The organism is Mycetocola zhujimingii (assembly GCF_003065425.1).
In the GTDB taxonomy this organism is placed as follows: Bacteria; Actinomycetota; Actinomycetes; order Actinomycetales; family Microbacteriaceae; genus Mycetocola_A; species Mycetocola_A zhujimingii.
In genome coordinates this window covers 2,179,399-2,204,123 of the sequence record NZ_CP026949.1, presented here as the reverse complement: position 1 = coordinate 2,204,123, position 24,725 = coordinate 2,179,399, and the positions used below count along the sequence as shown (strand labels likewise).

The window sequence follows — 24,725 nt, the reverse complement described above, 5'->3', positions numbered from 1 at the left end:
AGCCATCCATCGTACGACGGACGACACGTGAACGAGCGGGATTCGCACGGTGACCGGGACGATCGATTCCGCTGACGGCGAAGAGGCAGCCCCGAAGGTTGGTCGTCGCTGGGCTCGGGTGGTTAGCTGGTGCGATGACGACAACGTGGACCGGTCCGGTACTTCCCCTCAATTCAGGCGCAACCATCCCGCAGCTGGGCTTCGGCGTGTTCAAGGTCGACCCCGCCGAGACCGAACGCATTGTGACGGATGCACTCGAACTCGGCTACCGCCACATCGACACCGCCGCCATCTACGGCAACGAGGAAGGCGTGGGGCGCGCGATCGCGAAAAGCGGCATCCCGCGCGAGGATCTCTTCATCACCACGAAGCTGTGGAACGACGACCAGGGAACCCAGTCCGCGTTCGACGCGATCGACCGGAGCCTCGAGAAGCTCGGTCTCGACGCGGTTGACCTCTACCTGATTCACTGGCCGACACCACAGCGTGGCCTGTACCGGGAGAGCTGGAAGGCGCTGCAGCAGATCCAGGCCGACGGCAAAGCAACCTCGATCGGTGTCTCGAACTTCCTGGTGGAACACCTCGAGAACCTCCTCGCCGACGGTGGAGCTGTGCCGTCCGTCAACCAGATCGAACTCCACCCGGCGCTGCAGCAGCGTGAGGTCGTCGAGTTCTCCCGCGAACACGGCATCCAGATCGAGGCCTGGGGCCCTCTCGGGCAGGGCAAGTACCCGCTCTTCGAAGAGTCCAGCGTCGCCGACGCTGCCGCGGCGCACGGGAAGACCCCGGCTCAGGTGGTGCTTCGGTGGCACCTGCAGAACGGGTTCATCGTCTTCCCGAAGTCGAACAGTCGCGAGCGGATCGCCGAGAACCTCGATCTCTTCGATTTCGAACTGACGGAGGCCGAGATGGCCGCGATTTCCGCGCTCGAACGGGACGGCCGCGTCGGCGCCCACCCGAACGACGTCAACTGAGCGAGGACGCCGCCATGGCATCACCAGACACCTTCGCCTCGAGCACAGACAGTGTGTCGTCAGACTGGGCTACCTGGCACGAGGCGCGAGAGCGGTCGACGTCGTCGCCGTTCGGTCTCGCCGCGCTCGCCGCGACCCACTGGCTGACCGCGGTGCCGGAACAGCTGGACTCGGTACCGGGACTGTGGCACGCAGGACTCGACGGAATCGTCGGTGAGGGCTCTGAGCTCAACGGGCTGACCATCCTCCAGGGTGGCCGTCCGGTCGGGGCCGTCACGGACAACACTGTGACGCTGATGAGTGGCCAGGACATCGAGTGGGGCGACCGCCGGTTGCGGTTCTTCGAACGCGATGGCGCGCTCGCCCTTCGGGTGCTCGACCCCGAAGCGCCGACGAGGACGAAGCTTCGCGGCATCGAGGTGTTCGAGCCTGACCCCGCCCTCGTGCTCGAGGGGAGCTTCAGCCCCTCCGCGCCCAATTCCCGATTGGAGATCACAGCCATCGATGGGCATGTCTCCGAAGACCTGCCCGCCGGTGTCATCGCCGTTCCGTTCCCGGACGGCGCTATCGAGACGTTGACCGTCGTCGCCGAGCGAGGCGGCCTCCACGCCGTCTTCGGCGATGAAACCAACGGCACCGAAACCTACGGGTTCCGGTTCATCGACATGCCGGCGCCGGATGCCGATGGCCACGTCACCGTGGACTTCAACCGCGCGTACCTTCCCCCGTGTGCATTCGCCGACTTCTACGTGTGCCCGCTGCCCCCTGCTGGCAACCGGCTCGGCCGTCCGATCCGCGCTGGAGAAAAGAACGTCAGACTCGAGCAGTAACCCCCGTTACGCCGTGTTGCGGCGTGCGCCCGCTCGAGCAGCGAATCGGCGTAGCGTCGCAGCATGGTCGAGATCGCAGCACAACAGCCACTCAGGGTCGTCGCCGTGTCGGGGAGCCTGCACATCCCCTCGAAAACGAGCGCGCTTCTCGACGCCATCCTCGACCGCGTTGCCAAGGAGCAACCGATCGATGCCCACATCATCGAGCTCACGGCGATCGGTCCCGAATTCGCCGGTGCGCTCACGCGCGAGCAACTGCCTCCGAGTGTCGAGCGCGAGCTGGTGAGGATCGAGAATGCCGACCTGTTGATCGTGGCCAGCCCGGTGTACCGCGGTTCGTTCACCGGGTTGTTCAAGCACCTGTTCGACTTCGTCGGCCAGTACTCTCTTGTCGACAAACCGGTCCTCGTCGCCGCGACGGGTGGCGGCGACCGGCACGCGCTCATCCTCGAGCACCAGTTCCGGCCGCTGTTCGGATTCTTCCAGGCACTGACCCTGCCGATCGGCGTCTACGCCTCAAATTCGGACTTCACCGACTACGCGCTCACGAGTCCCGCTGTCCAGGAGCGGATCGACCTCGCGGTGCAACGCGGGCTGCCGTTCGTCCGCAGCCGCGTGAGGGACGCCGGCTCCGTCTCCGACTACGTGGGGGCCTGGTAGATCACTGCTGAGCGTAGGCTGAAGTATGGTCAATCGCCTCGCTTCCGCCATGAGTCCGTACCTTCGTTCACACCGCGACAATCCCGTCGACTGGCGGGAATGGGGCCAGGACGCTTTCGATGAGGCCGCGGCGCGCGACGTTCCCGTCTTCATCTCGATCGGCTATGCCACCTGCCACTGGTGTCACGTCATGGCTCGAGAGTCGTTCAGCGATCCGGCCATCGCCGAGTATCTCAACGAGCACATGGTGAGCATCAAGGTCGACCGCGAGGAGCACCCGGCCGTCGACGCCAGTTACCTGGCCCAGGCCAGTGCGTTCACGTCACAGCTCGGCTGGCCGCTCAGCGTGTTCGCCACTCCCGATGGGGCCGCGTTCTTTGCCGGAACCTACTTTCCGCCGGTGCCGATCTCGGGGCATCCGTCGTTTCTCCAGGTCCTGCATGCCGTGACGGATGCCTGGACCAATCGACGCGAGGCCGTCACCGCGAACTCCACAGCGCTCGCCGCCGCGATCGCGGCGACGGCGGTCCAGGACCCGGCCGCCGGGCTGCCGGACACTGAACGGATCGATGCAGCTGTGTCGACGCTCGAAGCTCACGAGGACCGTGAGTACGGCGGGTTCGGCGGAGCACCCAAGTTCCCGGTGGCTCCCGTTCTCCGTTTCCTGCTCTCGCGACCGAGCGGAATCCCGCTCGCGACGCGCACACTCCAGGCGCTCGTCACTTCCCCGCTTCGTGACGCTGTCGACGGCGGTTACTTCCGTTACGCGACCAAGCGGGACTGGAGCGAACCGCACTACGAGCGGATGCTGTACGACAACGCGCTTCTCCTCGATGCGTACAGTCGCGCGTACAGCCAGGACACCTCCCGCACGTGGGCGAAAACTGCGGCGGAGGGCATCGCGCAATTCCTTCTGGGCACACTCCAGCTGCCGACCGGGGGATTCGCGAGCGGGCAGGATTCGGAGTCGATGATCGACGGTGAGCGGTCGGAGGGCGGGTACTACCTGCGCGACGCCGATAATCGTGCCGGGCTGACCCCTCCCGCCCTCGATGAGAAGGTGCTCACCGGCTGGAATGGGCTGGCGATCGAGGCTCTGACGCGTGCCAGCGTGGTATTCGATCGCGCGGACTTTCTGGAGTCGGCGCGGTGGGCCGCCGACTACCTGCTCGAAAACCACAGGAATGCCGACGACACGCTGGTTCGGGCATCCGTCGCCGAGCGTCGGTCGACCGCGCGAGCGACACTTGAAGATTATGGGATGCTCGCCGGCGCACTTCTGGAGCTGTCCCTCGCGACCGGTGAGCTGCCGTACGCGCAGGCGGCCAGGTCGCTGATCGACCAGACCCTCGCGGCGGGAACGCCCGACCTGGTGTTCGGCGAGCCAGGCGGAGGGGATCCTGTCCTCGCCGCCAAGGGGATCGCGCTCGCGGGAGACCCGTCCGAGGGTGCGTACCCGTCCGGCATCAGCGCGACGGCGACGGCGGCGTGGAAGCTGTACCTCGTCACCGCCGATCGGCGCTACGCCGACGCTGCCCAGTCGGCGATGGCGCCCCTCGGCGATGTCGCCGTTGCTAACCCGATTTCGTTCGGCGCCTCGCTCGAGCTCATGGCGGCGATGGCCGTCGGGCCAAAACAGCTCGTGGTCGTCAGTCCCGACGGCGACAACGAACCGCTGCCGGAGGCCGTGCGCCACGACTCCGCCGACGTGGTTGGGGTAGTGACCGAACAGCAGGCGCGAGAGCTCGCGGCCGCTGGCTTCGAGCTGTTCGAGGCGAGGCTTCCGGTCAACGGACGCCGTGTCGCGTACGCCTGCGAAGCGTTCACGTGCCGGATGCCGACGCCCGTGTGACGCGGGGACTCAGCACTCGACGACGTTGACGGCGAGTCCGCCCTCGCTCGTTTCCTTGTACTTGCTCGACATGTCGACTCCGGTCTGCCGCATGGTTTCGATGACGGCGTCGAGCGAGACGAGGTGGCTGCCGTCGCCGTGGAGGGCAAGTCGCGCGGCGCTCACCGCCGTCGACGACGCTATGGCATTCCGTTCGATGCACGGGACCTGCACCAGGCCACCCACCGGATCGCACGTGAGCCCGAGGTGGTGCTCCATCGCGATCTCTGCGGCGTTTTCAACCTGCGTCGGCGTGCCTCCGAGCACGCTGCAGAGCGCCCCAGCGGCCATGGCGCAGGCCGAACCGACTTCGGCCTGGCAGCCACCTACCGCCCCGGAAATCGAGGCGTTCGCCTTGAACAGTGAACCGATCGCCGTCGCCGTCAGAAGAAAGCGCCGGATGCCGTCGGCTGACGCGCCAGGGACGAACCGCAGGTAGTACGACGCAACCGCGGGGATGATGCCGGCGGCACCATTGGTCGGAGCGGTCACGACGCGCCCGCCAGCCGCGTTCTCCTCATTGACCGCGAGCGCGAACGAGTGCAGCCACTCGGTCGGCAGTTCACGACCGCCCTCAGCCTCGGCGATTTCGAGGTGCTCCCTGACCGCTGCCGCGCGGCGCTTGACCTGAAGGCCGCCCGGCAGAACTCCGGGCGTAGCGAGCCCGTTCGCGACAGACTCGGCCATCGCCGCCCAGATGGCGTCGAGGCCGCGGTTCACGTCGTCCGGGCTGCGCACGGCCTCCTCGTTGCGCCGGCCAACCTCGTCGATCCTGAGCCCTTCGCTCGCGCACAGGTCAAGCAACACGGCGGCGGTCGGGAACGGCAGGGGGTACCGGGCGACGGGACGATCAGAGTCGCCGTCGCCGTCGCGGCGGATGAAACCCCCGCCAACCGAATAGTAGGTGTCGGTCACCAACGGAACAGCGGCACCGGCGCTCCAGGCGGTCAGGGTCAGCGCATTGGGATGTCCAGGAAGCCGGGTCCGCGGCTCGAACGTGATGTCGCCCTGCTCGAACGCGATCGGGCGCTCCCCTGCAAGCGCGAGCGTCGAACCGGGGCGGAGGCCAGACCACGCGCCGCGGACGACGGCCGGGTCGCAGGTGTCCGGTCGCAGTCCGGCGAGACCAGCCACGACGGCATCCGGAGTTCCATGACCGATGCCTGTCGAGCCGAGTGAGCCGAACAGCGTGCAGGTGACCCGGTCGACCGCACCGAGGAGGCCGGCGGCGGTGAGGCGGGACGCAAAATCGAGAGCCGCGCGCATCGGGCCGACGGTGTGCGAACTCGACGGGCCGATACCGATCGAAAAGAGCTCGAACGCCGAAACGTAGGCCGTCATGAGTGCTCCTCGCAGAAGTGCTGTCCTGCCACTATAGGCAGACCGAGCGTGCGCACGGGCGGGCGCCGCGGATCGGCGGACCGCGCCGCAACGTTCGTGCGAAATCTCCCGGCCGGAGCAGGTTAACTGCGGGAAAAACTCAGGTGAGCTGCTTGCGCGAGGAGATCTGGCCCGTGTCGAAGCCGAAGAGGTTGAGGCCGCCGTGGAACCGCGCGTGTTCGACCTTGATGCACCGGTCCATGACCACGGTAAGACCTTTCTCCTCGCCGTAGCGGGCGGCTTCCTCGTTCCAGATCCCCAGCTGAACCCACACGGTCTTCGCTCCGACGGCGAGTACATCGTTCATGACCTCGGGGATGTCGCTCGCCTTGCGGAAGACGTCGACGATGTCGGGCACCTCCGGCAGAGAAGCGAGGTCGGGGTAAGCCTGGTGGCCGAGGATCTCCCCGGCGTTCGGGTTCACGAAGTACACGCGGTAGTTGCTCGACTGGAGCAGGTAGGTGCCAACGAAGTAACTGGCCCGTGTCGGGTTCGCCGACGCACCGACGATCGCAACCGATTTCGCGGTGCGGAGGATGCTGAGCCGCTCCTTCGCGTCCGGGCCAACCCACGTGCGCTGGGACTTCAGCAGCTTCGCGAGCGGCGAGGCCGAGGGAAGCGAGCAGGTGAGACCGTTCTGCAATTGGGTGGTAACGAGATCCGACATGGCTTATGCCTCCACGGCGCGCGTGAGCGCCTGGTCAAGATCATAAATTATGTCGTCGGCATCCTCGATACCCACGCTGAGCCTGAGGACGCCGGGGAGCACACCGGCGTCGATGAGCTGCTGCTCAGTCAGCTGGGCGTGCGTCGTTGACGCGGGGTGGATGATGAGCGTTTTGGTGTCACCGATGTTGGCGACGTGGCTCGCGAGTTCCACGGATTCGATCAGTTTCTGACCGACCGCGCGTCCGCCCTTGACCACGAAGCTGAACACGCTGCCCGCGCCCTTCGGCAGGTACTTCTCGGCGCGAGCGTGGTGAGGGTGCGACTCAAGGCCCGCCCAATAGACGGCCTCGATCCGCGGGTCCTGCTCGAGCCAGGTCGCCACGGTCCTCGCGTTGTCCACGTGCGCCTGCATCCGGTACGACAGCGTTTCGATGCCCTGGGCGAGAGTGGCGGCCGAGGTTGCCGAGAGTGCTGGTCCGATGTCGCGCAGTTGCTCGGCGCGGAGCCTGGTGAGGAACGCGTATTCGCCGAAATTGCCCGACCATTCGAGGCCGCCATAACTCGGCACCTTCTGGCCGAACAGCGGGAACTTGTCGCTGTGCCAGTCGAAGCGGCCACTCTCGACGACGACTCCGCCGAGCGTCGTGCCGTGCCCACCGAGGAACTTCGTCGCCGAGTGGGTGACGATGTCTGCGCCCCACTCGATCGGGCGGTTGAGGTACGGGGTGGCGATGGTCGAATCGATGACGAGCGGGATGCCGTGGGCGTGCGCGACATCGGCGAGACCCTCGATGTCGGCGATCTCGCCCGACGGGTTGGCGATGGTCTCGGCGAAGATGAGCTTCGTTTTGTCCGTAATGGCGGCGGCGTAGTCGGCCGGGTTCGACGACTGCACAAAGGTGGTCTCCACACCGAATCGCCGGAGCGTGACGTCGAGCTGGGTGATCGACCCGCCGTACAGGTTGGCTGACGCGACGATGTGGTCTCCGGCGCCGACCAGGCTCGCGAAGGTGATGTACTGCGCGGAGAGGCCGGATGCCGTCGCGACGGCGCCGAGTCCGCCCTCGAGGCTCGCCACCCTCTCCTCGAAGCTCGCGACAGTCGGGTTGGCCAGCCTCGAATAGATGTTGCCGTACTTCTGCAGTGCGAAGCGGGCAGCGGCATCCGATGTGTCGTCGAAGACGAACGCTGTGGACTGGTAGATCGGAAGCGCGCGCGCCCCTGTCACCGGGTCAGGGATGTTGCCAGCGTGAATTGCACGCGTGCGGAAGCCATACTCGCGATCTGCCATGGGCACACGCTACCCGAGGCAGGGCCGCCGCCTGGCTGTCGCCGTAACAGAGCGACACGAACCCCACCGATCAGGAGAAGAGGTGTATTGCGGCGAGCGCGAGGGCCGCAATGAGTGCCCAGGAGAGCAGGCCGACGACGAGGGTGCGCCACCCGGTCGTGACCAGTTTCTTCACGTCGACAGCGGCACCGAGGCCGAAGAGCGCCATGGCGAGAAGTGCGGTCTGTACGGTGTCGGCGGTAGCGAGCACGACGTCGGGGATGTCGAGGAAGGTGCGAGCGAGAATCGCGGCGATGAACCCGACGACGAACAGGGGGACGAGTGGCGGCCTGGACGACTCAGGGTTCGCCCGAAAGCGGCGGCGTTCCACAACGCCGGCAACGGCGACGATCGGCGCGAGCATCACCACGCGAGTGAGTTTGACGACGAGCGCGACGGCGAGCGCGCCACCGCCGGCGACCTGGGCCGTCGCGACGACCTGGCCGACGTCGTGCACGCTGGCCCCGACCCAGTGCCCGAACTGCAGGTTATCGAGGCCGAGCGGATGCCACAGGGCGGGCAGGACGGCGATGGCGAGGGTTCCGCAGAGGGTGACGAGCGCGACGGGCTGCGCCTGCTCTGAGGTCTTCGCCCTCACGACGCCGGACATGGCCCCGATCGCGCTCGCCCCGCAGATGGCGAAGCCTGTCGCGATGAGCAGGGGCTCGTGCCCGGGCAGCCTGAAGGCGCGACCGAGCAGCCAGGTGCCGCCGAACGTGATCAGCACGATGGCTACGGTCGACAGGAACACGCCCCAGCCGAGTGACGCGACATCGAAGAGGCTGAGCTTGAGGCCGAGCAGCACAACGCCGATGCGCATGAGCCGTCTGGCGGACAGGGCGAGTCCTGGCGCGAGCGTGCCGCGGACCAGCGGCTTCGCGGCGGGCACCTGGGCGACGAGGATCCCGAGCACGACCGCGGCGGTCAGGAGCGGTACCGCGGGAATGAGCGTCGACAGGGTCCACGCAATGACAGCGGCAAGTGCGGCCACAGCCAGCCCCGGGAGCCATACCGGTCGTTTTTCGGTGGTCGTCATCGCCATGTCGTTCTGCCCCGTGTCTCCATTGCCGTCACACCCATATCGTCACAGCCACGTCGTCACACCCATGTCGGAAGCCAGGAGTGAAGTTGCCAGAACCAGAACGGCACAGTGGTCGCGGACCAGAGCGGGTACCAGAAGGCGCTGAGGAGCGCGGCGAGCGCGAGGAACACCCCGGTCACGCCGAGGCCCCTGGTGCGCTCATACTGCGGATCGTTCCTTCTCCCGATGATGAGCCCGATCACGAAGGTGAGGGCGAGGATGAGGTATGGCTCGAACGCGATCGTGTAGAACTGGAACACCGTGCGCTGGGTGTACATGAGCCACGGCAGGTATCCCGCGGCGGCGCCGGTGAGGATGAGGCCAACCGTCCACTCCCTGCGTCGGATCAGCCGGTAGACGAGGTACAGCGTGGCGGCCACGGCCGCCCACCAGATCAGCGGGTTGGCGATCGACGTGATGGCCTGCGAGCACGGGGCGAACTGGCAGCCGTCGTCCCCGGTCGCTGGCGAGGCGTACCACATGCTCGTCGGGCGGATCATGGCGAGCCAGCCGAGGGGATTCGCGGAGTACGGATGCGGGGCGGCAAGGCCGACATGGAAATTGTAGATCGACTGCTGGTAGAAGAGGAAGCTCTGCCAGACCGACGGCACCCAGGAGAATGGGCCGGTCCAGGCGTTCCCAGGCTGCTCGGCCCAGTGCCGGTAGTACCCGTTGTCAGTGACGAACCAGCCGATCCAGCTGGAGAGGTAGGTCAGCAGCGAAATCGGCACGAGCAGCAGGAATGTCACTGGTCCCTGGGTGAGCACGGATGCCGAAAACCACGCGGGCAGTCCGAGCCGGCGGCGCGCGAGCGCGTCGACGACGATGAGGTAGAGGCCGAATGCGGCGAGGAAGTAAAAGCCTGACCACTTCACACCGGCCGCGAGGCCGAACGCGACGCCGGCGGCGACGAGCCAGGGTCGCCACCAGATCACCGGTCCCCACTCGGGTGCGGCCCCGGCCGAACGTCGCTCGGCTGTGCGTGCGGTGAGCCGGGACTCATGCCAGCCGCGATCCGCGAGGACAAAGCCGAAGCCGAGCAGCGCGAAGAACATCAGCGAGTTGTCGAGGATCGCTACCCGCGACATGACGATCGCGTGCCCGTCGATCGCAAAGAGGAAGCCAGCGACTACGGCGAGGAACGTGGATGCGAGCAGTTTCCGCGCGACGAGGGTGAGCAGGAGAACGGCGAGCGTGCCGAGGAGAGCGGTCGAGATGCGCCAGCCGACGCTGTCTGCCGCCCCGAACACGGCGAGACCGAGGGCGATGATCCACTTCCCGAGCGGGGGGTGCACGACATATGACGGGTCGGTGAGGAACCCGTCCACCCTGCCCGCGTTGAAATCGGTATCGGCCTCGGGCGGCCACGCTGACTCGTAGCCGTGGTGGAGCAGAGTCCAGGCGTCCTTCACGTAGAAGGTCTCGTCGAAGACCAGGGCGTGCGGTGTGCCGAGGTTCCACAGTCGGAGGACCGCGGCGAGAAGAGTGACCAGGATCGGCCCGCCCCAGTACCACAACCGTCGTCGGCCTGGCGTGGACAGGAGGCGTCCCCACCAGTCATCGAGGCGGGATCCGCGTGGCTCGACAGCGTCAGGGTCTCCCGTAGTCCCACCGTTCACCAGGTGGGTGAAGGACTCGCGGGACGGGACGGACACCATGCAATGGTAGCGACACGGTTCGCGACGCCCGCCGGGAGCGCGCTGTCGACCGCGAGTTCACTCACCCCGGCCGAGATCATCCGTCGTGCCGGGTGATCTCGACCGGAACGGGTGATCTCGGTGGCACGCGGAGAGGGCACACTCCATCGGGGATGGGAGACTTGAGCCATGATCATCCTCGCTGCGACCCCGATCGGAAACCTCGGGGACGCGTCCAAACGGCTCGTCGACGCGCTCAGCACGGCGGAGGTCGTGGCCGCCGAAGACACACGCACGACCATCAAGCTCCTCAAGGGCCTCGGCATCGCCCACAAGCCGCGTCTGGTCAGCCTGCACGAGCACAACGAACGCGAGAAGTCCGCTGAACTCGTCGAGTCCGCCCGCAACGCTGACCTTCTGGTGCTCAGCGACGCCGGAATGCCGACGGTGTCGGATCCCGGCTACCACCTCGTCGTCGCGGCCGTCGACGCCGGGGTCGGCGTCACCGTGATTCCCGGGCCGAGTGCCGTCATCACGGCGCTCGCCGTCTCGGGGCTGCCGACGGACCGGTTCAGCTTCGAGGGTTTCCTCCCGCGCAAGCAGGGTGACCGGCTGACGACACTGCGGGCGCTCGAACACGAGCGCCGCACCATGGTGTTCTTTGAGTCACCGAACCGGCTGGCGGCCTCGCTCGCCGACGTGGCATCCGTTTTCGGCGCTGACCGGCGCACGGTTGTCTGCCGCGAACTCACGAAGATGTTCGAGGAGGTCAAGCGCGGAACAGCCGCTGAGCTTGCCGAGTGGGCAACGGCCGGGGTCCGGGGCGAGATCTGCATCGTGATCGCCGGGGCCGAAAAGCGCGAGTTCAGCCTGCACGACGGTGTCGTCGAGGTGCCCGAGCGCGTGAGCCCGGGGGAGCGGTTGAAGGATGCCGCAGGCTCGGTGTCCGAGGCGACAGGGCTCAGCAAGCGCGAGCTGTACCAGGCGGCGCTCGCCGTGAAGAACTGATCTCCTGGGCAACGGGAGCAGCACGCGAAGCCGAGTCGACGGCACGCTCGTCGCACCCCCACGCGTAACGCGGCTGGAAGGGAGCCGTGTCGGCCATAAGATTGACAGCATGGCCAGCGGTAATTCCTTCTACATCACAACGCCCATCTTCTATGTGAACGATGCGCCCCACATCGGGCACGCATACACCGAGGTGGCCGCTGACGTGGTCGCGCGCTGGCACAGGCAGGCCGGCGACGACACCTGGTCGCTGACCGGAACCGATGAGCACGGCGAGAAGATCCTCCGCACGGCCACCGCAAACGGCACGACACCTCAGAAGTGGGCGGACAAGCTCGTCACGGAAGCATGGAAGCCGCTGCTCGAGACGATCGACATCCAGAACGACGACTTCATCCGCACCACGGAGGAACGCCACGAGTCGAGCGTGCAGCTCTTCCTGCAGCGGCTCTACGACGACGGTTACATCTACTCGGGCGAGTATGAGGCGCTCTACTGCGTCGGCTGCGAGGAGTTCAAGCCGCAGTCCGAGATCGTCAACGGCACCGGCCCGTTCGAAGGCCAGAAGGTGTGTGCGATCCACTCGAAGCCCCTCGAGCTGCTCAAGGAGAAGAACTACTTCTTCCGGATGAGCGACTTCACCGAGCGCCTGCTCGCCCTCTACGAGGAGCGCCCCGACTTCGTCCAGCCCGAGTCGGCGCGCAACGAGGTCATCCAGTTCGTCCGCCAGGGACTGAGCGACCTGTCGATCTCCCGCTCGAGCTTCGACTGGGGCGTCAAAGTCCCGTGGGACGACAGCCACGTCGTCTACGTCTGGTTCGATGCGCTGCTCAACTACATCACCGCGGTCGGCTACGGGCAGGACGAAGCAAACTTCGACCGGCGCTGGCCCGCGACACACATCGTTGGTAAAGACATCCTCCGCTTCCACGCGGTGATCTGGCCTGCGATGCTCATGGCCGCCGGACTCGAGGTCCCGAAACAGATCTTCGGCCACGGCTGGCTGCTCGTCGGTGGCGAAAAGATGTCCAAGTCGAAGCTGACGGGCATCGCGCCGACGGAGATCACCGACACCTTCGGTTCGGATGCCTTCCGGTACTACTTCCTTCGCGCCATCGCCTTCGGCCAGGACGGCTCGTTCAGCTGGGAAGACCTGTCCGCCAGGTACCAGGCCGAGCTGGCCAACGGATTCGGGAACCTCGCATCGCGGGTCGTCGCGATGGTCACCAAGTACTTCGACGGAGTCGTGCCTGCCCCGGCCGAGTACACCGACGTCGACCTGGCTATCCAGGCGGTAGTGAAGAAGGCAGCCGACGATGCCGACAGCTCGATCGACGCCCTCGCGATCCACGACGCGCTCGCGTCGATCTGGACGATCGTCGATGAGCTCAACGGATACATCACCGACTCGGAGCCGTGGGCCCTCGCCAAGGACCCGGCGAACGCCGCGCGCCTCGGCACCGTGCTGTACACGGCTGTCGACGGCTTGCGTGCTCTTGCCGTCCTGCTCTCGCCCGTGTTGCCGCAGGCGACGCACAAGCTGTGGGAGGCGCTTGGCGCGGCGGAGGCGCTCGGCGCGCTCGTCGACCAGCCCATTCGCGATGCGGGCCGCTTCGGCCAGTTGCCCGCTGGCAGCACTGTCTCGGCGCTCCAGGCGCTGTTCCCTCGCATTGAACCGGCCGTCGCGTAGCCGGGAGCGCGTGAGCGCGGGGTGGGGTACCGTCGAGATATGACCGATCCCGTCCACGTACGTACGCGCGACGCCGGTGAGCGGCGAGACCGAAGCTACCCACCGCTTCCGGAGAGCCTCGCGGTCGGGGTCTACGACAACCACACCCATCTCGAAATCGCCGACGGTGATGTCGCGCTCGATTACCGGGAACAGCTCGACCGCGCCTCGAGCGTCGGCGTGCGCGGAGTCGTGCAGGTCGGTACGGATGTCGCGACGTCGATCTGGAGCGCCGAAACCGCGGCGATCGAGCCTCGCATGCTCGCCGCCGTCGCCATTCACCCCAATGAGGCTCCGGTGCTCGAGCGGGCTGGCACGCTCGACGACGCTCTCGCAACGATTGCCGAGCTGGCGACCCGTCCGCGGGTCAGGGCGATCGGTGAGACCGGACTCGATTTCTATCGAACCGCGGACGACGGACGTGCGGCCCAGTACGCGTCATTCGAGGCGCACATCCAGATGGCGAAGGACAACGACCTCGCGCTCCAGATTCACGACCGGGACGCACACGCCGAAGTGATCGCCACCCTCAAGCGCGTTGGAGCGCCCGAGCGCACGGTCTTCCATTGCTTCTCCGGCGACCGCGAACTCGCCGAGATCTGCACCGAGAACGGCTGGCACATGTCGTTTGCCGGGACGGCGACATTCAAGAACGCCGCGAACCTGAGGGATGCCCTCGAGGTCGCTCCGCGCAGCCTGCTGCTCATTGAGACGGATGCCCCCTACCTGACACCGATGCCGTATCGCGGCCGGCCGAACGCGCCGTACCTGATCCCGCACACGCTGCGATCCATCGCTGAGACGCTCGGCACCGACCCGTCGATGCTCGCAGCGCAGATTTCGTCGAACACGGAATACGTGTACGGCCACTGGGACGACGAACCCGTCGTCTCCCCGCCACACCCCTATGAGGATGTACCCGCATGACGCTTCTTGGCCCCGCCGAGATCCGCGACCTCGCTGAACTTCTCGATGTTCAGCCCACCAAGAAGCTCGGCCAGAACTTCGTCGTCGATGCCAACACCGTCCGCCGCATCGTCAAAGTCGCGAAGGTGGCAGCGGGGGAGCACGTCGTCGAGGTCGGCCCAGGTCTCGGATCGCTCACGCTTGGCCTCCTCGAGGTCGGGGCGAGCGTCGTCGCCGTGGAGATCGATTCCCGCCTCGCCGGGCAGTTGCCGCGGACCGTCGAGCTGATGCAGCCCGACGCCGATCTCACGGTTATCAGTGCAGACGCCATGCGGATCACCGAGCTGCCCGGAGACCCGACCCGGCTCGTTGCCAACCTGCCGTACAACATCTCGGTCCCGGTGCTGCTGCACCTGCTCGAGCACTTCCCGTCGATCACCGCTGGTGTCGTTATGGTCCAGGCTGAGGTCGGTCACCGGCTCGCCGCTGAGCCCGGCTCGAAGGTGTACGGCAGCCCGAGCGTCAAGGCATCCTGGTACGGCCACTGGCGTACGGCGGGCAACGTGTCTCGCCAGGTCTTCTGGCCAGTGCCCAACGTCGACTCGGTGCTCGTTGCCTTCGAGCGGCGAACGGATGCCATCGGCACCGAAGAAGAACGACTCACGACCTTCCAGCTCGTCGACGCCGCCTTCCAGCAGAGGCGCAAGATGCTTCGCCAGTCGCTCGGCCAGGTGCTCGGCGGTTCGCAGGCCGCAACGGACGCCATGGTGGCCGCCGGCATCGCGCCGACGGCACGCGGCGAAGAACTCACCGTTCACGATTTCCTCGCGATCGCGCGGAATGTGCGCACCGACGCTCCCGACTGGGCAGCTCACTAGGGACCTTTGGCGCGCGGGACTGCCCCGGCAAGGGATTAGGTTGGAGATATGACGGATCCGGCAGGCCTCCACTTCGCTCACGCACGGGCACCGGGAAAGATCAACCTTTTCCTGAAGGTCGGCCAGCTGCAGGACGACGGATACCACGAACTCGCGACGGCATTCCAGGCGGTTTCGCTCTATGAAGAAGTGCGGGCATACCCGGCTGACGACTTCTCCGTCTCGTTCACGGGCACTGTGGATACGACGGGGCTCTCGACCGACGGATCCAACCTGGCGATCAAGGCTGCCCGCCTTCTGGCACGCAAAACCGGGTACACCGGCGGCGTTCGGCTTGAGGTCGAGAAGAACGTTCCGATCGCAGGCGGGATGGGTGGAGGCTCAGCAGACGCAGCAGCCACCCTTGTCGCGTGCGATGCGCTGTGGGGTACCGAAGCGTCGCGTGAAGAACTCGTGGCCATGGCAGCGAAGCTCGGAGCCGACGTTCCCTTTGCCCTCACCGGCGGAACCGCGATCGGCACTGGCCGTGGCGACCAGCTCAGCCCCGCACTCGCCAAGGGCCGCTTTCACTGGGTGCTCGCCCTTGCCGAGTTCGGCATGTCGACGCCCGACGTCTACACGGCGCTCGACCGCCACCGGGAAAAACATGCGCAGGACATCTTCCCGGCGTCGCTGCAGCCCACCGTCGACGCCGATGTCCTTCAGGCCCTCCGCGCCGGTGACCCGCGACAGCTCGCCGAGGCACTTCGCAACGACCTGCAGGCCCCGGCTCTCGGCCTCGCACCCGGCCTGGGGAGCATCCTGGAACTGGGAGAAAGGGTGGGCGCACTCGCCGGTATCGTCTCCGGATCGGGTCCGACCCTCGCATTTCTCGTTCCGGATGCCGACAGCGCCCTTGAACTGCAGGTGGAGCTCAGCGCGTCGGGGTTGCACGCGCTTCGGGTGACCGGCCCGGTGCACGGTGCCCGACTCGTGCAGGAGTGGTGATCGTCCTTCCTTCCGGCGCATAGTCTTGAGAGGTGGCCCATCTACTCGGAGCTGAACAGCTCCACCTTGAATACCCAACCCGCGTGATCTTCGACTCCGTCACTGCCGGGGTGAACGAAGGCGACAGGATCGGCGTTGTCGGACGCAACGGCGACGGCAAGTCGACCCTGCTCTCGCTTCTCGCCGGACGCCTCGAGCCCGACGGCGGACGAGTGACGCGTCGCAGGGGAATCACCGTCGGCGTCCTCGATCAGCGCGACGAGCAACCCGACGATCTCACCGTCTCCGCTGCAATCGTTGGCACGATCGAGGAACACGAGTGGGCCGGTTCCTCCCGGGTCCGCGACGTGATCGCCGGGCTCGTCCAGGACATCCCCTGGCACGCCACGATCGGGTCGTTGTCGGGCGGACAGCGCCGCCGCGTCGCACTCGCTGCCCTCCTCGTCGGTGACTGGGACGTTATCTTCCTCGATGAGCCCACGAACCACCTCGATGTCGAGGGAATCGCCTGGCTTGCCGGACACCTCAAGAAGCGGTGGGCGGCAAATGCCGGCGGCCTCATCGTCGTCACCCACGACCGGTGGTTTCTCGATGAGGTGTGCACCCAGACGTGGGAGGTGCACGACCAGATCATCGAACCCTTCGAGGGCGGTTACGCCGCGTACATCCTCCAGCGCGTCGAGCGTGACCGCATGGCGGCGGCATCCGAATCACGCAGGCAGAACCTCATGCGGAAGGAACTGGCCTGGCTGCGCCGCGGTGCTCCCGCCCGGACCACGAAGCCCAAGTTCCGGATGGATGCCGCCGCCGACCTGATCGCCGATGAGCCACCGCCCCGCAATACCGTCGCGCTCACCCAGCTCGCCACGTCGCGTCTCGGCAAGGACGTCGTCGACCTGATCGACGCCGGCGTCGTCTATCCGGACCCCGAGTCGGAATCCGGCTGGAGGACCGTGCTCAAGGACATCGAGTGGCGGATCGCACCGGGGGAGCGCACCGGCATCCTCGGTGTCAATGGAGCGGGCAAGTCGACCCTGCTCGGACTCGTCACCGGCGATGTGAAACCGACGTCGGGAACCGTGAAGCGGGGCAAGACGGTACGTATTGCGAGCCTCACCCAGCAGCTCGATGAACTGAAGGAAATCGAGCACGAACGGGTCTCGACGGTCGTTGGTATGCAGAAGGCGGCATATGTCGCCGGCGATAAGGAACTCACGCCCGGCCAGTTGCTCGAACGGATGGGATTCACGAGCGCGCAGCTCTCCACACCGGTCAAGGACCTCTCGGGCGGCCAGCGCCGCCGGCTCCAGCTGCTGCTGATCCTCCTCGACGAACCGAACGTTCTGATCCTCGATGAGCCGACGAACGACCTGGACACCGACATGCTCGCCGCGATCGAGGACCTCCTCGACTCGTGGCCGGGGACGCTTCTTGTCGTCTCTCACGACAGGTACCTGCTTGAGCGGGTCACCGACCAGCAATACGCCGTTCTCAACGGACACCTCCGGCACCTGCCGGGCGGCGTCGACGAGTACCTCGCGCTCAGGTCAGGGCAGGCGGCGGCACCGCTGATCGCGCCGCTCGCCGGTGACGCGGCTGCAGCGGCCGGCGGGGCGCCCAAACTCGGGGGAGCAGACCTCAGGAACGCGCAAAAGGAGATCGCATCGATCGAGCGCAAACTCCAGAAGGCCAGGCAGAAGGTCGTCGATACCCACGAGCTTCTGGCGAACGCCGACCAGACCGCCTACACGGCGCTGGGGGAACTGACCGATACGGTCAGTGCGCTCGAGACGACGATCGTCGATCTCGAGACCCGCTGGCTCGAACTGTCCGAGCTGCTCGAGTAGCACACACCACGACAACGCCCTCCCCGGCTTCCGGGGAGGGCGTTGTGCTGTGCGCGGGATGCGTGGTGGCACAAAAAAATCACCGGCTCCGTCAGACCTAACCTTTTCAGGTGGTCCGGCGGAGCCGGTGATCAAAGAATTACGGTGGCGGCCTTACGGTCGCTGTCGCAATAGTTTTAGTTAGAGCGGGCGAATGTTCTCAGCCTGCAGGCCCTTGGGGCCCGTTGCGGTTTCGAATTCAACCTTCTGGTTCTCTTCGAGCGAGCGGAAGCCGCTGGAAGCGATGGCCGAGAAGTGCGCGAACACGTCGGCGCTTCCGTCATCGGGAGCGATGAATCCGAAGCCTTTTTCTGCGTTAAACCACTTGACGGTTCCTGTTGCCATGATGATCTCCTTAGGAGTCTTGCGTGAGTGACGACTGTCGTCACCCCAAATGCGGCGTACCTGTCCGCTCCTACAAGAAACGGCGGCTCTTCAGATGAAGGAACCGCCGTAAATCAATCACTGCGTAACACTACTACTGCGTTTACAACCGTAGCCGATGGTCCGCCCGAATGCAACACAAACTTCTCCGGGACTGTGTATATACCGAAACTCGCCTTATTTTCCGTTAGCGGCATGCACCCTCCCGTAGTCTCATGGACATCCCGGGCATACGCCCGAACTTCATACACCACGACTGGGAAGTCTGGGCTCAATTTTCTTTGGAGGCGCCATGACTGCTCCCGCTACCCTTGGCCCTGTTCGTCGCACGACCACGCGCATCGATGGGATGGAGAATCCCACCAATACGTTCTCTTCATTGCTGAAGACGGTTCGCGAAGCCGGGCTGCTTCAGCGCCGGCGCGGTTTCTACATCGCTAACCTCGCCATTCTCACCGTCGCCCTCATCGGACTCGGTGTCGGCTTCGTTCTTCTCGGCGACTCCTGGTACCAGCTGCTCATCGCAGCCGGACTCGGCATTGTGCTGACCCAGTTCGCCTTCGTGGCGCACGAGGCGTCGCATCGCCAGGTATTCGAGTCCGGGCCGGCCAACGACCGCCTCGGCCGGATCCTCGCCGACGCCGTTGTCGGCATCAGCTACGCCTGGTGGATGAACAAGCACACGCGCCACCACGCGAACCCCAACACTGTTGGCAAGGACCCGGACATCGAGATCGACACGATCTCGTTCATCGAGGAAGACGCCGCCAAGGCGAAGGGCGTGCTCGGCTTCATCACTCGCAGGCAGGGATACCTCTTTTTCCCGCTGTTGACCTTCGAGGGCCTCAACCTCCACTTCCGCTCCATCGTGACGCTGTTCACCGCGGAGAAGGTCGACAAGCGCTGGCTCGAACTGTCGCTCATCGCCCTGCGTCTCAGCATCTACATCGCGATCCTCTTCATCTTCCTTCCCGTCGGAATGGCCTTCGCCTTCTTCGGGGTCCAGATGGCGGTCTTCGGCGTGTACATGGGTGCATCGTTCGCCCCCAACCACAAGGGGATGCCGCTGATCCAGGAAGGCGCGAAGGTTGACTTCCTGTCGAAGCAGGTTCTCACCAGCCGCAACATCCGTGGGTTTGGCATGAGCTACTTCATGGGCGGCCTCAACTACCAGATCGAACACCACCTCTTCCCGAGCATGCCGAGGCCGCACCTCAAGCGCGCGCGGGAGATCGTGATCGAGCACTGCAGGAACCTCGGCGTTCCGTACACCGAGACGTCGCTCGTGCGCTCGTACGCGATAGTCATCGACTACCTGAACCGGGTTGGACTCTCGGCACGCGACCCGTTCGACTGCCCCATGGTCAACCAGTTCCGCCGCCCGTAATTAGCTCGGAACTGCCCAATACCCTCGCGGGTGATCGTGATCCGCGGGGGTATTGCTCTATCTCTACATCGATGTAAAGCTGTAATCCCTCACAAAGGAGTGTTGGATGCCAGGCAACGAATTTCCATCGATTCCCTCTCTCTCCCGCCGGTCGGTCCTGCTTGGCGGTGCGGCCGCTCTCGGCGGCGCCGCTCTTCTACCCGGGCTCTCAGGGTGTGCTCCAGCGGGCGGCGCAGAGAGTTACCCGCTGAAGTTCTGGCATCTGCTCTCGGGCGGCGACGGAATCGTCATGGCCGGACTCGTCGATGCGGCCAACGGGGCCAACCCCGAGTTCTACGCGGCCCAGACCGTGCTCGCCTGGGGGACGCCGTACTACACCAAGCTCGCCATGGCATCCGTCGGCGGCAGGGCACCGGACGTCGCCATCATGCACGCGTCCCGGCTTCCGGGATACGCCCCCGGCGGTTTGTTGGACCCGTGGGACACCGAGCTTCTCGCCGAGTTCGGAGTGACCGAGGACAACTTCCCGCCGCGCGTGTGGGAGAAGGGGATCATCGACGGCAAGCTGTACTCGGTCGCCCTCGACGCACACCCCTTCATCCTCATGTACAACACGGAGATTGCCGAGCAGGCGGGGGCGCTCGGCCCGGACGGGCAGCTGGTCGAGATCACCTCGCCCGAGCAATTCCTCGAAGTCGCGAGGGCCATGCAGGCGGTCACAGGTAAACACGGGTTGTCATACGGTTACCTCGGCGACGGAGCCCAGATGTGGCGGCTCTTCTACACGTTCTATAAGCAGCTCGGCGCTGACATGGTCCTCGAGAACGGCCAGGAAGCCCAGATCGACGAAGAAGCGGCCGTCACATCGCTCTCGTTCATCCAGCAGCTGCTCGATGGAACCATCGCCACGAAGAGTGGCGACTACGCCAGCGCTGTCGCGGAGTTCGTCAACGGCGAGAGCGGCATGTTCTTCACCGGAGTGTGGGAGTTGCCGACGGCGCAGAACGCGGGTTTCGCTTTCGACGCCCAGCCCATTCCGACGCTGTTCGGGACGCCGGCCGCCTACGCCGACTCCCACGCCTTCGTGCTCCCTCACCAGTCGACACCGGATGAAAACAAGCGGCGCGAGGTCTACCGCTTTGTCTCGGAGCTGTTCAAGGGATCGATCGACTGGGCAGGCGCCGGCCACATCCCCGGCTACCTGCCGGTGATTGACAGTGCCGAGTACGCGGATCTCATGCCGCAGGCGCATTACGCCGCTGCGGCCGAGGTGCTCAACTATGACCCCCCAGCGTGGTTCACAGGCTCCGGGTCGGATTTCCAGACCTACTTCGCGGAGAACGTCCAGGGCGTGTTCCTCTCCGGCGGTGACCCGGCCGAGGGAATCCGAGGGTTTGCCCGCCGATTGAATACGCTGCTCGCCAAGCCCAACCCGGTCGCCGGGTCCTGAGAGAGGAACCCGACGTGACGACATCGGCAGTAAGCAACCGCGCACAGGCCGCGACCGTGGCGCTGGGCGACACGAAGAATGCGCGAAGGCGTAAAGACAATCTTGCCGGGTGGGCGTTCATCGCCCCGTTCGGAGTGTTCTTCGTTCTCTTCCTCGTCTGGCCGATCATCTACGGCCTCTACCTCAGTTTCACCGGAACCACCCTCACCGGTGCCGGCGGTGAGTTCGTCGGATTCGCCAATTACGCTGAGGCGCTTGCTGACCGTGACATGTGGCGCGCCATGCTCAACACGCTGTGGTTCACCGTCCTCTCCACGATTCCGCTTGTCCTCGTCGCGCTCGTCATGGCGCTGCTCGTTGACCTCGGCCTGCCGGGCCAGTGGTTGTGGCGGCTCTCCTTCTTCATGCCGTTCCTCCTCGCGTCGACCGTCGTCTCGTTGATCTGGATCTGGCTCTTCAACCCTCAGCTCGGGCTGATCAATGAAATGCTGAAGCCGTTCGGTGTCGAGCCGATTGCCTGGCTTCAGGATCCGCAGTGGGCGATGCTCGGGGTGGTGATCGCCACGGTCTGGTGGACCGTCGGCTTCAACTTCCTGCTGTACCTCGCCGCCCTGCAGAACATTCCCGAGCAGCAATACGAGGCGGCAGCGCTTGACGGGGCGGGGAAGTGGAGGCAGCTCTTCTCCATCACCATCCCGCAACTCGCGCCGACAACAGGACTCATCGTCATCCTCCAGGTCCTCGCGTCGCTGAAGGTGTTCGATCAGATCTTCCAGATGACCCAGGGTGGCCCCGCAGGCACGACCCGCTCGGCGGTCGTCTACATCTTTGACCTCGGCTTCACGGGCTACCGGTTCGGATACTCCGCCGCTGTGTCCTTCATCTTCTTCGCTGTGATCATCCTGGTGTCGCTGGTCCAGCTGAGAATCACGTCTCGAAAGGGAGCGCGGTCATGACCACTCTTGAACTGCCCAAGGAGGCCAGAGTCGCAGACCCGCGGCCCAAGGCGCCGCGTCGCCCCGGCGAGAAGCCCTTTGGTGTTGGCCGGATCGTTGCCCTCGTCATCCTTATTCTCATGGCCATCTCATGGCTCCTTCCCTTTGCGTGGGCCCTCGTCACCTCACTGAAGACAGAAGCGGATGCCGGTGCGACGCCGGTCAGCTGGCTCGCGCCCAACGGATTCACCCTCGAGGCGTACGCGAGCGTGCTCGAGGAAGGAAACATCCCGGTCTGGGCGATCAACAGCCTGCTCAGTTCGGCGATCATCACCCTGCTGACCGTGGCAACGAGCGCACTCGCGGCGTACGCGTTCTCCCGGCTCGACTTCACCGGCCGCAAGTGGCTCTTCTTCGTGGTCATCGCGTCGATCATCATTCCGCCGCAGGTGCTCATCATCCCGCTGTTCTACGAGATGCTCGCGTTCAACATGGTCGACACCTACTGGGGCCTCATCCTGCCGCAGGTCGTCGCTCCACCGATGGTGTACATCCTCAAGAAGTTCTTCGACCAGATCCCGATCGAACTCGAAGACGCCGCACGGGTCGACGGAGCGACCCGCCTCAGGCTCTTCTGGTCGATCGTGTTGCCGTTATCGCGTCCGATCCTCGCGGCCGTCTCGATCTTCGTGTTCATCGCGGCGTGGAACAACTTCCTCTGGCCGTTCATCGTCATCAATGACACGTCTCTGATGACCCTTCCGGTGGGCCTGCAAACGGTGAAGAGCGCATACGGGGTCCAGTACGCGCAGAACATGGCGATGGCGCTTCTCGCGGCCCTCCCGCTCATCGTGATCTTCCTCTTCTTCCAGCGCCAGATCATCAAGGGGATCGCAACGACAGGGTTCGGCGGACAGTAGCCGCTGCAGAGAACAGGCACCAGAGAAAAGGCACCAGAGAAAAGGCACCAGAGAAAAGGCACCAGAGAAAAGGCACCAGAGAAAAGGCACCAGAGAAAAGGCACCAGAGAAAGGCACTCATGACCTCGGCTCGCATCACCCTCGACCGCGATTTCACAGTCGGAGACGTGCCACACCGGCTTTTCGGATCGTTCGTGGAACACATGGGCAGGTGCGTATACACGGGGATCTTCGAACCGGGCCATCCGACGGCGAATGAGTCGGGGTTCCGCACCGACGTGCTCGACCTCGTCCGCGAACTCGGCCCGACGGTCGTGAGATACCCGGGTGGAAATTTCGTCTCCGGCTACAACTGGGAGGACGGCGTCGGTCCGGTCGATCAACGACCGCGGAGGCTCGACGGCGCGTGGCACACGCTGGAAACGAACCAGTTCGGTCTTCATGAGTTCATGGACTGGTCGAGGCTCGCGAACGTCGAGGTGATGCAGGCGATCAACCTCGGGACCAGGGGAGTGGACGCAGCGCGGGAGCTCGTCGAGTATGCCAACCATCCGGGAGGTACGTACCTGTCCGACCTGCGCAGGAAGAACGGCGCAGAGGAACCATTCGATATCCGACTGTGGTGCCTCGGCAACGAACTCGACGGTCCCTGGCAAATCGGACACAAGACGCCGACAGAGTACGGGCGGCTTGCCAAGGAGGCGGCCAAGGCGATGCGGTACGTCGATCCCACAATCGAACTCGTCGCGGTTGGCAGCTCCAACTCGGGCATGCCCACCTTCGGTGAGTGGGAACACACGGTGCTCAGCCACGTCTACGACGAGGTCGACTACATCTCGCTGCACGCGTACTACCAGGAGCACGACGGCGATGCCGCGAGTTTCCTCGCGTCGGCGCTTGATATGGATCACTTCATCGAATCGGTGATCGCGACCGCGGATGCCGTGCGGGCCAGGGGCAGGCACAAAAAGCACATCAACCTCTCATTTGACGAGTGGAACGTCTGGTACCAGCGCGGCAAAGACACCGAGGACCAGGAGCACCGGGTCAAGGAGTCCGGCTGGCGAGAACACCCGCGCCTGATCGAGGACGAATACACGATGACGGATGCCGTCGTCGTCGGCACGTTCCTCAACTCCCTTCTCCGGCACGGAGACCGGGTGCACATCGCGAACCAGGCCCAACTGGTCAACGTCATCGCGCCGATCCGAACGGAGGAAAACGGACCAGCGTGGCGGCAGGCCATCTTCTGGCCGTTCGCCCGGATGGCGGCGCTCGCGAGGGGACGCATTCTTCGAGCGAGCGTGACGAGCGACAGGGTCGAGACGACCCAGTACTCAGACGCAGACATCGTCGACGTGAGTGCGACGTGGGATGAAGAGATCTCGCGGGTCGCTCTCTTCCTGGCCAACCGCAGCCTCGACGACGCGGCAGCGGTCGAGGTGGCACTCCACGGTTTCCGTGGAGACCGGATTGTGCGGGCTGAGGTCCTCGAGGCGCCCGACGGCGCCGATCGCCATGTCTCGAACACCGCTGCCGATGAACGGGTCGTTCTGCGACCGCTTCCCGGGGTGTCGATCACCGACGGCGGGCTCACCCTCACGCTGCCTGCCCTGAGCTGGGCCGTGGTCGAGGTGACCGTCGCGAAGGCCTGAGCGCAATTTCACGCAAAGTCGATCTTGCAGCGAGCGGGCACCCCGATCTTGTCGGGGTGAGCCGTGAGTTTGAAGAAAATTCCGCATGAGAGGTTTCTGTTGGATTTTCTGTTACGAACGGTGACGCTTCGTCTCGCGTTCGGCAGAA

Annotated in this window: 21 protein-coding genes; 15 read left to right on the top strand and 6 right to left on the bottom strand. The window is 65.3% G+C overall.

From position 1 onward, the window contains the following. Positions 1-134 precede the first annotated feature (134 nt). The 4 genes from C3E77_RS10520 (at position 135) to C3E77_RS10505 (ending at position 4,316) form a co-directional block, all read left to right on the top strand. Positions 135-974, top strand: coding sequence for an aldo/keto reductase (locus tag C3E77_RS10520; RefSeq protein WP_108391593.1), 840 nt, complete (start codon positions 135-137; stop codon positions 972-974). A 14-nt stretch (positions 975-988) separates the two neighbouring features. Beyond that, positions 989-1,804 (top strand): DUF1684 domain-containing protein, encoded by an 816-nt coding sequence (locus tag C3E77_RS10515; RefSeq protein WP_108391592.1) that lies wholly within the window; start codon positions 989-991, stop codon positions 1,802-1,804. 63 nt (positions 1,805-1,867) lie between these two features. Beyond that, complete coding sequence (gene msuE, locus C3E77_RS10510; protein ID WP_108391591.1) at positions 1,868-2,464, top strand: FMN reductase; 597 nt, start codon at positions 1,868-1,870, stop codon at positions 2,462-2,464. 25 nt (positions 2,465-2,489) lie between these two features. Continuing rightward, positions 2,490-4,316: a thioredoxin domain-containing protein gene (locus tag C3E77_RS10505; protein WP_108391590.1), complete on the top strand. Its 1,827-nt coding sequence runs from the start codon at positions 2,490-2,492 to the stop codon at positions 4,314-4,316. Positions 4,317-4,325: 9 nt separating this feature from the next. Here the strand turns inward: C3E77_RS10505 and C3E77_RS10500 are convergent, their stop codons facing one another. The 5 genes from C3E77_RS10500 to C3E77_RS10480 form a co-directional block, all read right to left on the bottom strand. Next, on the bottom strand, positions 4,326-5,696 hold the full coding sequence (locus C3E77_RS10500) for an L-serine ammonia-lyase (protein WP_108391589.1): 1,371 nt from the start codon (positions 5,694-5,696) through the stop codon (positions 4,326-4,328). 139 nt (positions 5,697-5,835) lie between these two features. Continuing rightward, positions 5,836-6,402 (bottom strand): CoA-binding protein, encoded by a 567-nt coding sequence (locus C3E77_RS10495; RefSeq protein WP_108391588.1) that lies wholly within the window; start codon positions 6,400-6,402, stop codon positions 5,836-5,838. A gap of 3 nt (positions 6,403-6,405) precedes the next feature. Then, positions 6,406-7,695, bottom strand: coding sequence for an O-acetylhomoserine aminocarboxypropyltransferase/cysteine synthase family protein (locus C3E77_RS10490; RefSeq protein WP_108391587.1), 1,290 nt, complete (start codon positions 7,693-7,695; stop codon positions 6,406-6,408). A 70-nt stretch (positions 7,696-7,765) separates the two neighbouring features. Continuing rightward, on the bottom strand, positions 7,766-8,776 hold the full coding sequence (locus C3E77_RS10485) for a YeiH family protein (protein WP_418288041.1): 1,011 nt from the start codon (positions 8,774-8,776) through the stop codon (positions 7,766-7,768). 56 nt (positions 8,777-8,832) lie between these two features. Continuing rightward, positions 8,833-10,473 (bottom strand): dolichyl-phosphate-mannose--protein mannosyltransferase, encoded by a 1,641-nt coding sequence (locus C3E77_RS10480; protein ID WP_108391586.1) that lies wholly within the window; start codon positions 10,471-10,473, stop codon positions 8,833-8,835. Positions 10,474-10,641: 168 nt separating this feature from the next. Here C3E77_RS10480 and rsmI point away from each other — a divergent pair, with 168 nt between their 5' ends. The 6 genes from rsmI (at position 10,642) to C3E77_RS10450 (ending at position 17,807) form a co-directional block, all read left to right on the top strand. Continuing rightward, positions 10,642-11,460, top strand: a complete 819-nt coding sequence (rsmI, locus tag C3E77_RS10475; RefSeq protein ID WP_108391585.1) for a 16S rRNA (cytidine(1402)-2'-O)-methyltransferase — start codon at positions 10,642-10,644, stop codon at positions 11,458-11,460. Positions 11,461-11,569: 109 nt separating this feature from the next. Further along, entirely contained in the window at positions 11,570-13,150 is a 1,581-nt protein-coding gene (gene metG, locus C3E77_RS10470) for a methionine--tRNA ligase (RefSeq protein WP_108391584.1), read from the top strand. Between the two features lie 39 nt (positions 13,151-13,189). Then, a complete protein-coding gene (locus C3E77_RS10465) occupies positions 13,190-14,116 on the top strand; it encodes a TatD family hydrolase (RefSeq protein WP_108391583.1) in 927 nt (308 codons plus the stop codon). Continuing rightward, complete coding sequence (gene rsmA, locus C3E77_RS10460) at positions 14,113-14,973, top strand: 16S rRNA (adenine(1518)-N(6)/adenine(1519)-N(6))-dimethyltransferase RsmA (RefSeq protein ID WP_108391582.1); 861 nt, start codon at positions 14,113-14,115, stop codon at positions 14,971-14,973. The genes C3E77_RS10465 and rsmA overlap by 4 nt, the downstream gene beginning before the upstream one ends. Positions 14,974-15,021: 48 nt before the next feature. Next, positions 15,022-15,960 (top strand): 4-(cytidine 5'-diphospho)-2-C-methyl-D-erythritol kinase, encoded by a 939-nt coding sequence (locus tag C3E77_RS10455; protein WP_108391581.1) that lies wholly within the window; start codon positions 15,022-15,024, stop codon positions 15,958-15,960. Positions 15,961-15,992: 32 nt separating this feature from the next. Then, positions 15,993-17,807: an ABC-F family ATP-binding cassette domain-containing protein gene (locus tag C3E77_RS10450; protein ID WP_108391580.1), complete on the top strand. Its 1,815-nt coding sequence runs from the start codon at positions 15,993-15,995 to the stop codon at positions 17,805-17,807. A 180-nt stretch (positions 17,808-17,987) separates the two neighbouring features. Here C3E77_RS10450 and C3E77_RS10445 read toward each other — a convergent pair whose 3' ends face one another. Then, on the bottom strand, positions 17,988-18,191 hold the full coding sequence (locus tag C3E77_RS10445; RefSeq protein ID WP_090712708.1) for a cold-shock protein: 204 nt from the start codon (positions 18,189-18,191) through the stop codon (positions 17,988-17,990). A gap of 331 nt (positions 18,192-18,522) precedes the next feature. Between C3E77_RS10445 and C3E77_RS10440 the strand changes: the two genes are divergently transcribed. The 5 genes from C3E77_RS10440 to arfA all read left to right on the top strand — a co-directional run bounded on the left by C3E77_RS10440 (position 18,523) and on the right by arfA (position 24,577). Continuing rightward, positions 18,523-19,617 carry a fatty acid desaturase family protein gene (locus C3E77_RS10440; protein ID WP_108391579.1) on the top strand — a complete coding sequence of 365 codons (1,095 nt, stop codon included), beginning with the start codon at positions 18,523-18,525 and terminating at the stop codon, positions 19,615-19,617. A 106-nt stretch (positions 19,618-19,723) separates the two neighbouring features. Continuing rightward, a complete protein-coding gene (locus C3E77_RS10435) occupies positions 19,724-21,067 on the top strand; it encodes an extracellular solute-binding protein (RefSeq protein ID WP_108391578.1) in 1,344 nt (447 codons plus the stop codon). A gap of 62 nt (positions 21,068-21,129) precedes the next feature. Further along, complete coding sequence (locus tag C3E77_RS10430; RefSeq protein WP_418288078.1) at positions 21,130-22,023, top strand: carbohydrate ABC transporter permease; 894 nt, start codon at positions 21,130-21,132, stop codon at positions 22,021-22,023. Next, on the top strand, positions 22,020-22,922 hold the full coding sequence (locus C3E77_RS10425; protein WP_108391577.1) for a carbohydrate ABC transporter permease: 903 nt from the start codon (positions 22,020-22,022) through the stop codon (positions 22,920-22,922). Before C3E77_RS10430 ends, C3E77_RS10425 begins: the two co-directional genes overlap by 4 nt. Before the next feature lie 119 nt (positions 22,923-23,041). Continuing rightward, positions 23,042-24,577 (top strand): arabinosylfuranosidase ArfA, encoded by a 1,536-nt coding sequence (arfA, locus tag C3E77_RS10420; protein ID WP_108391576.1) that lies wholly within the window; start codon positions 23,042-23,044, stop codon positions 24,575-24,577. Positions 24,578-24,725 lie beyond the last annotated feature (148 nt).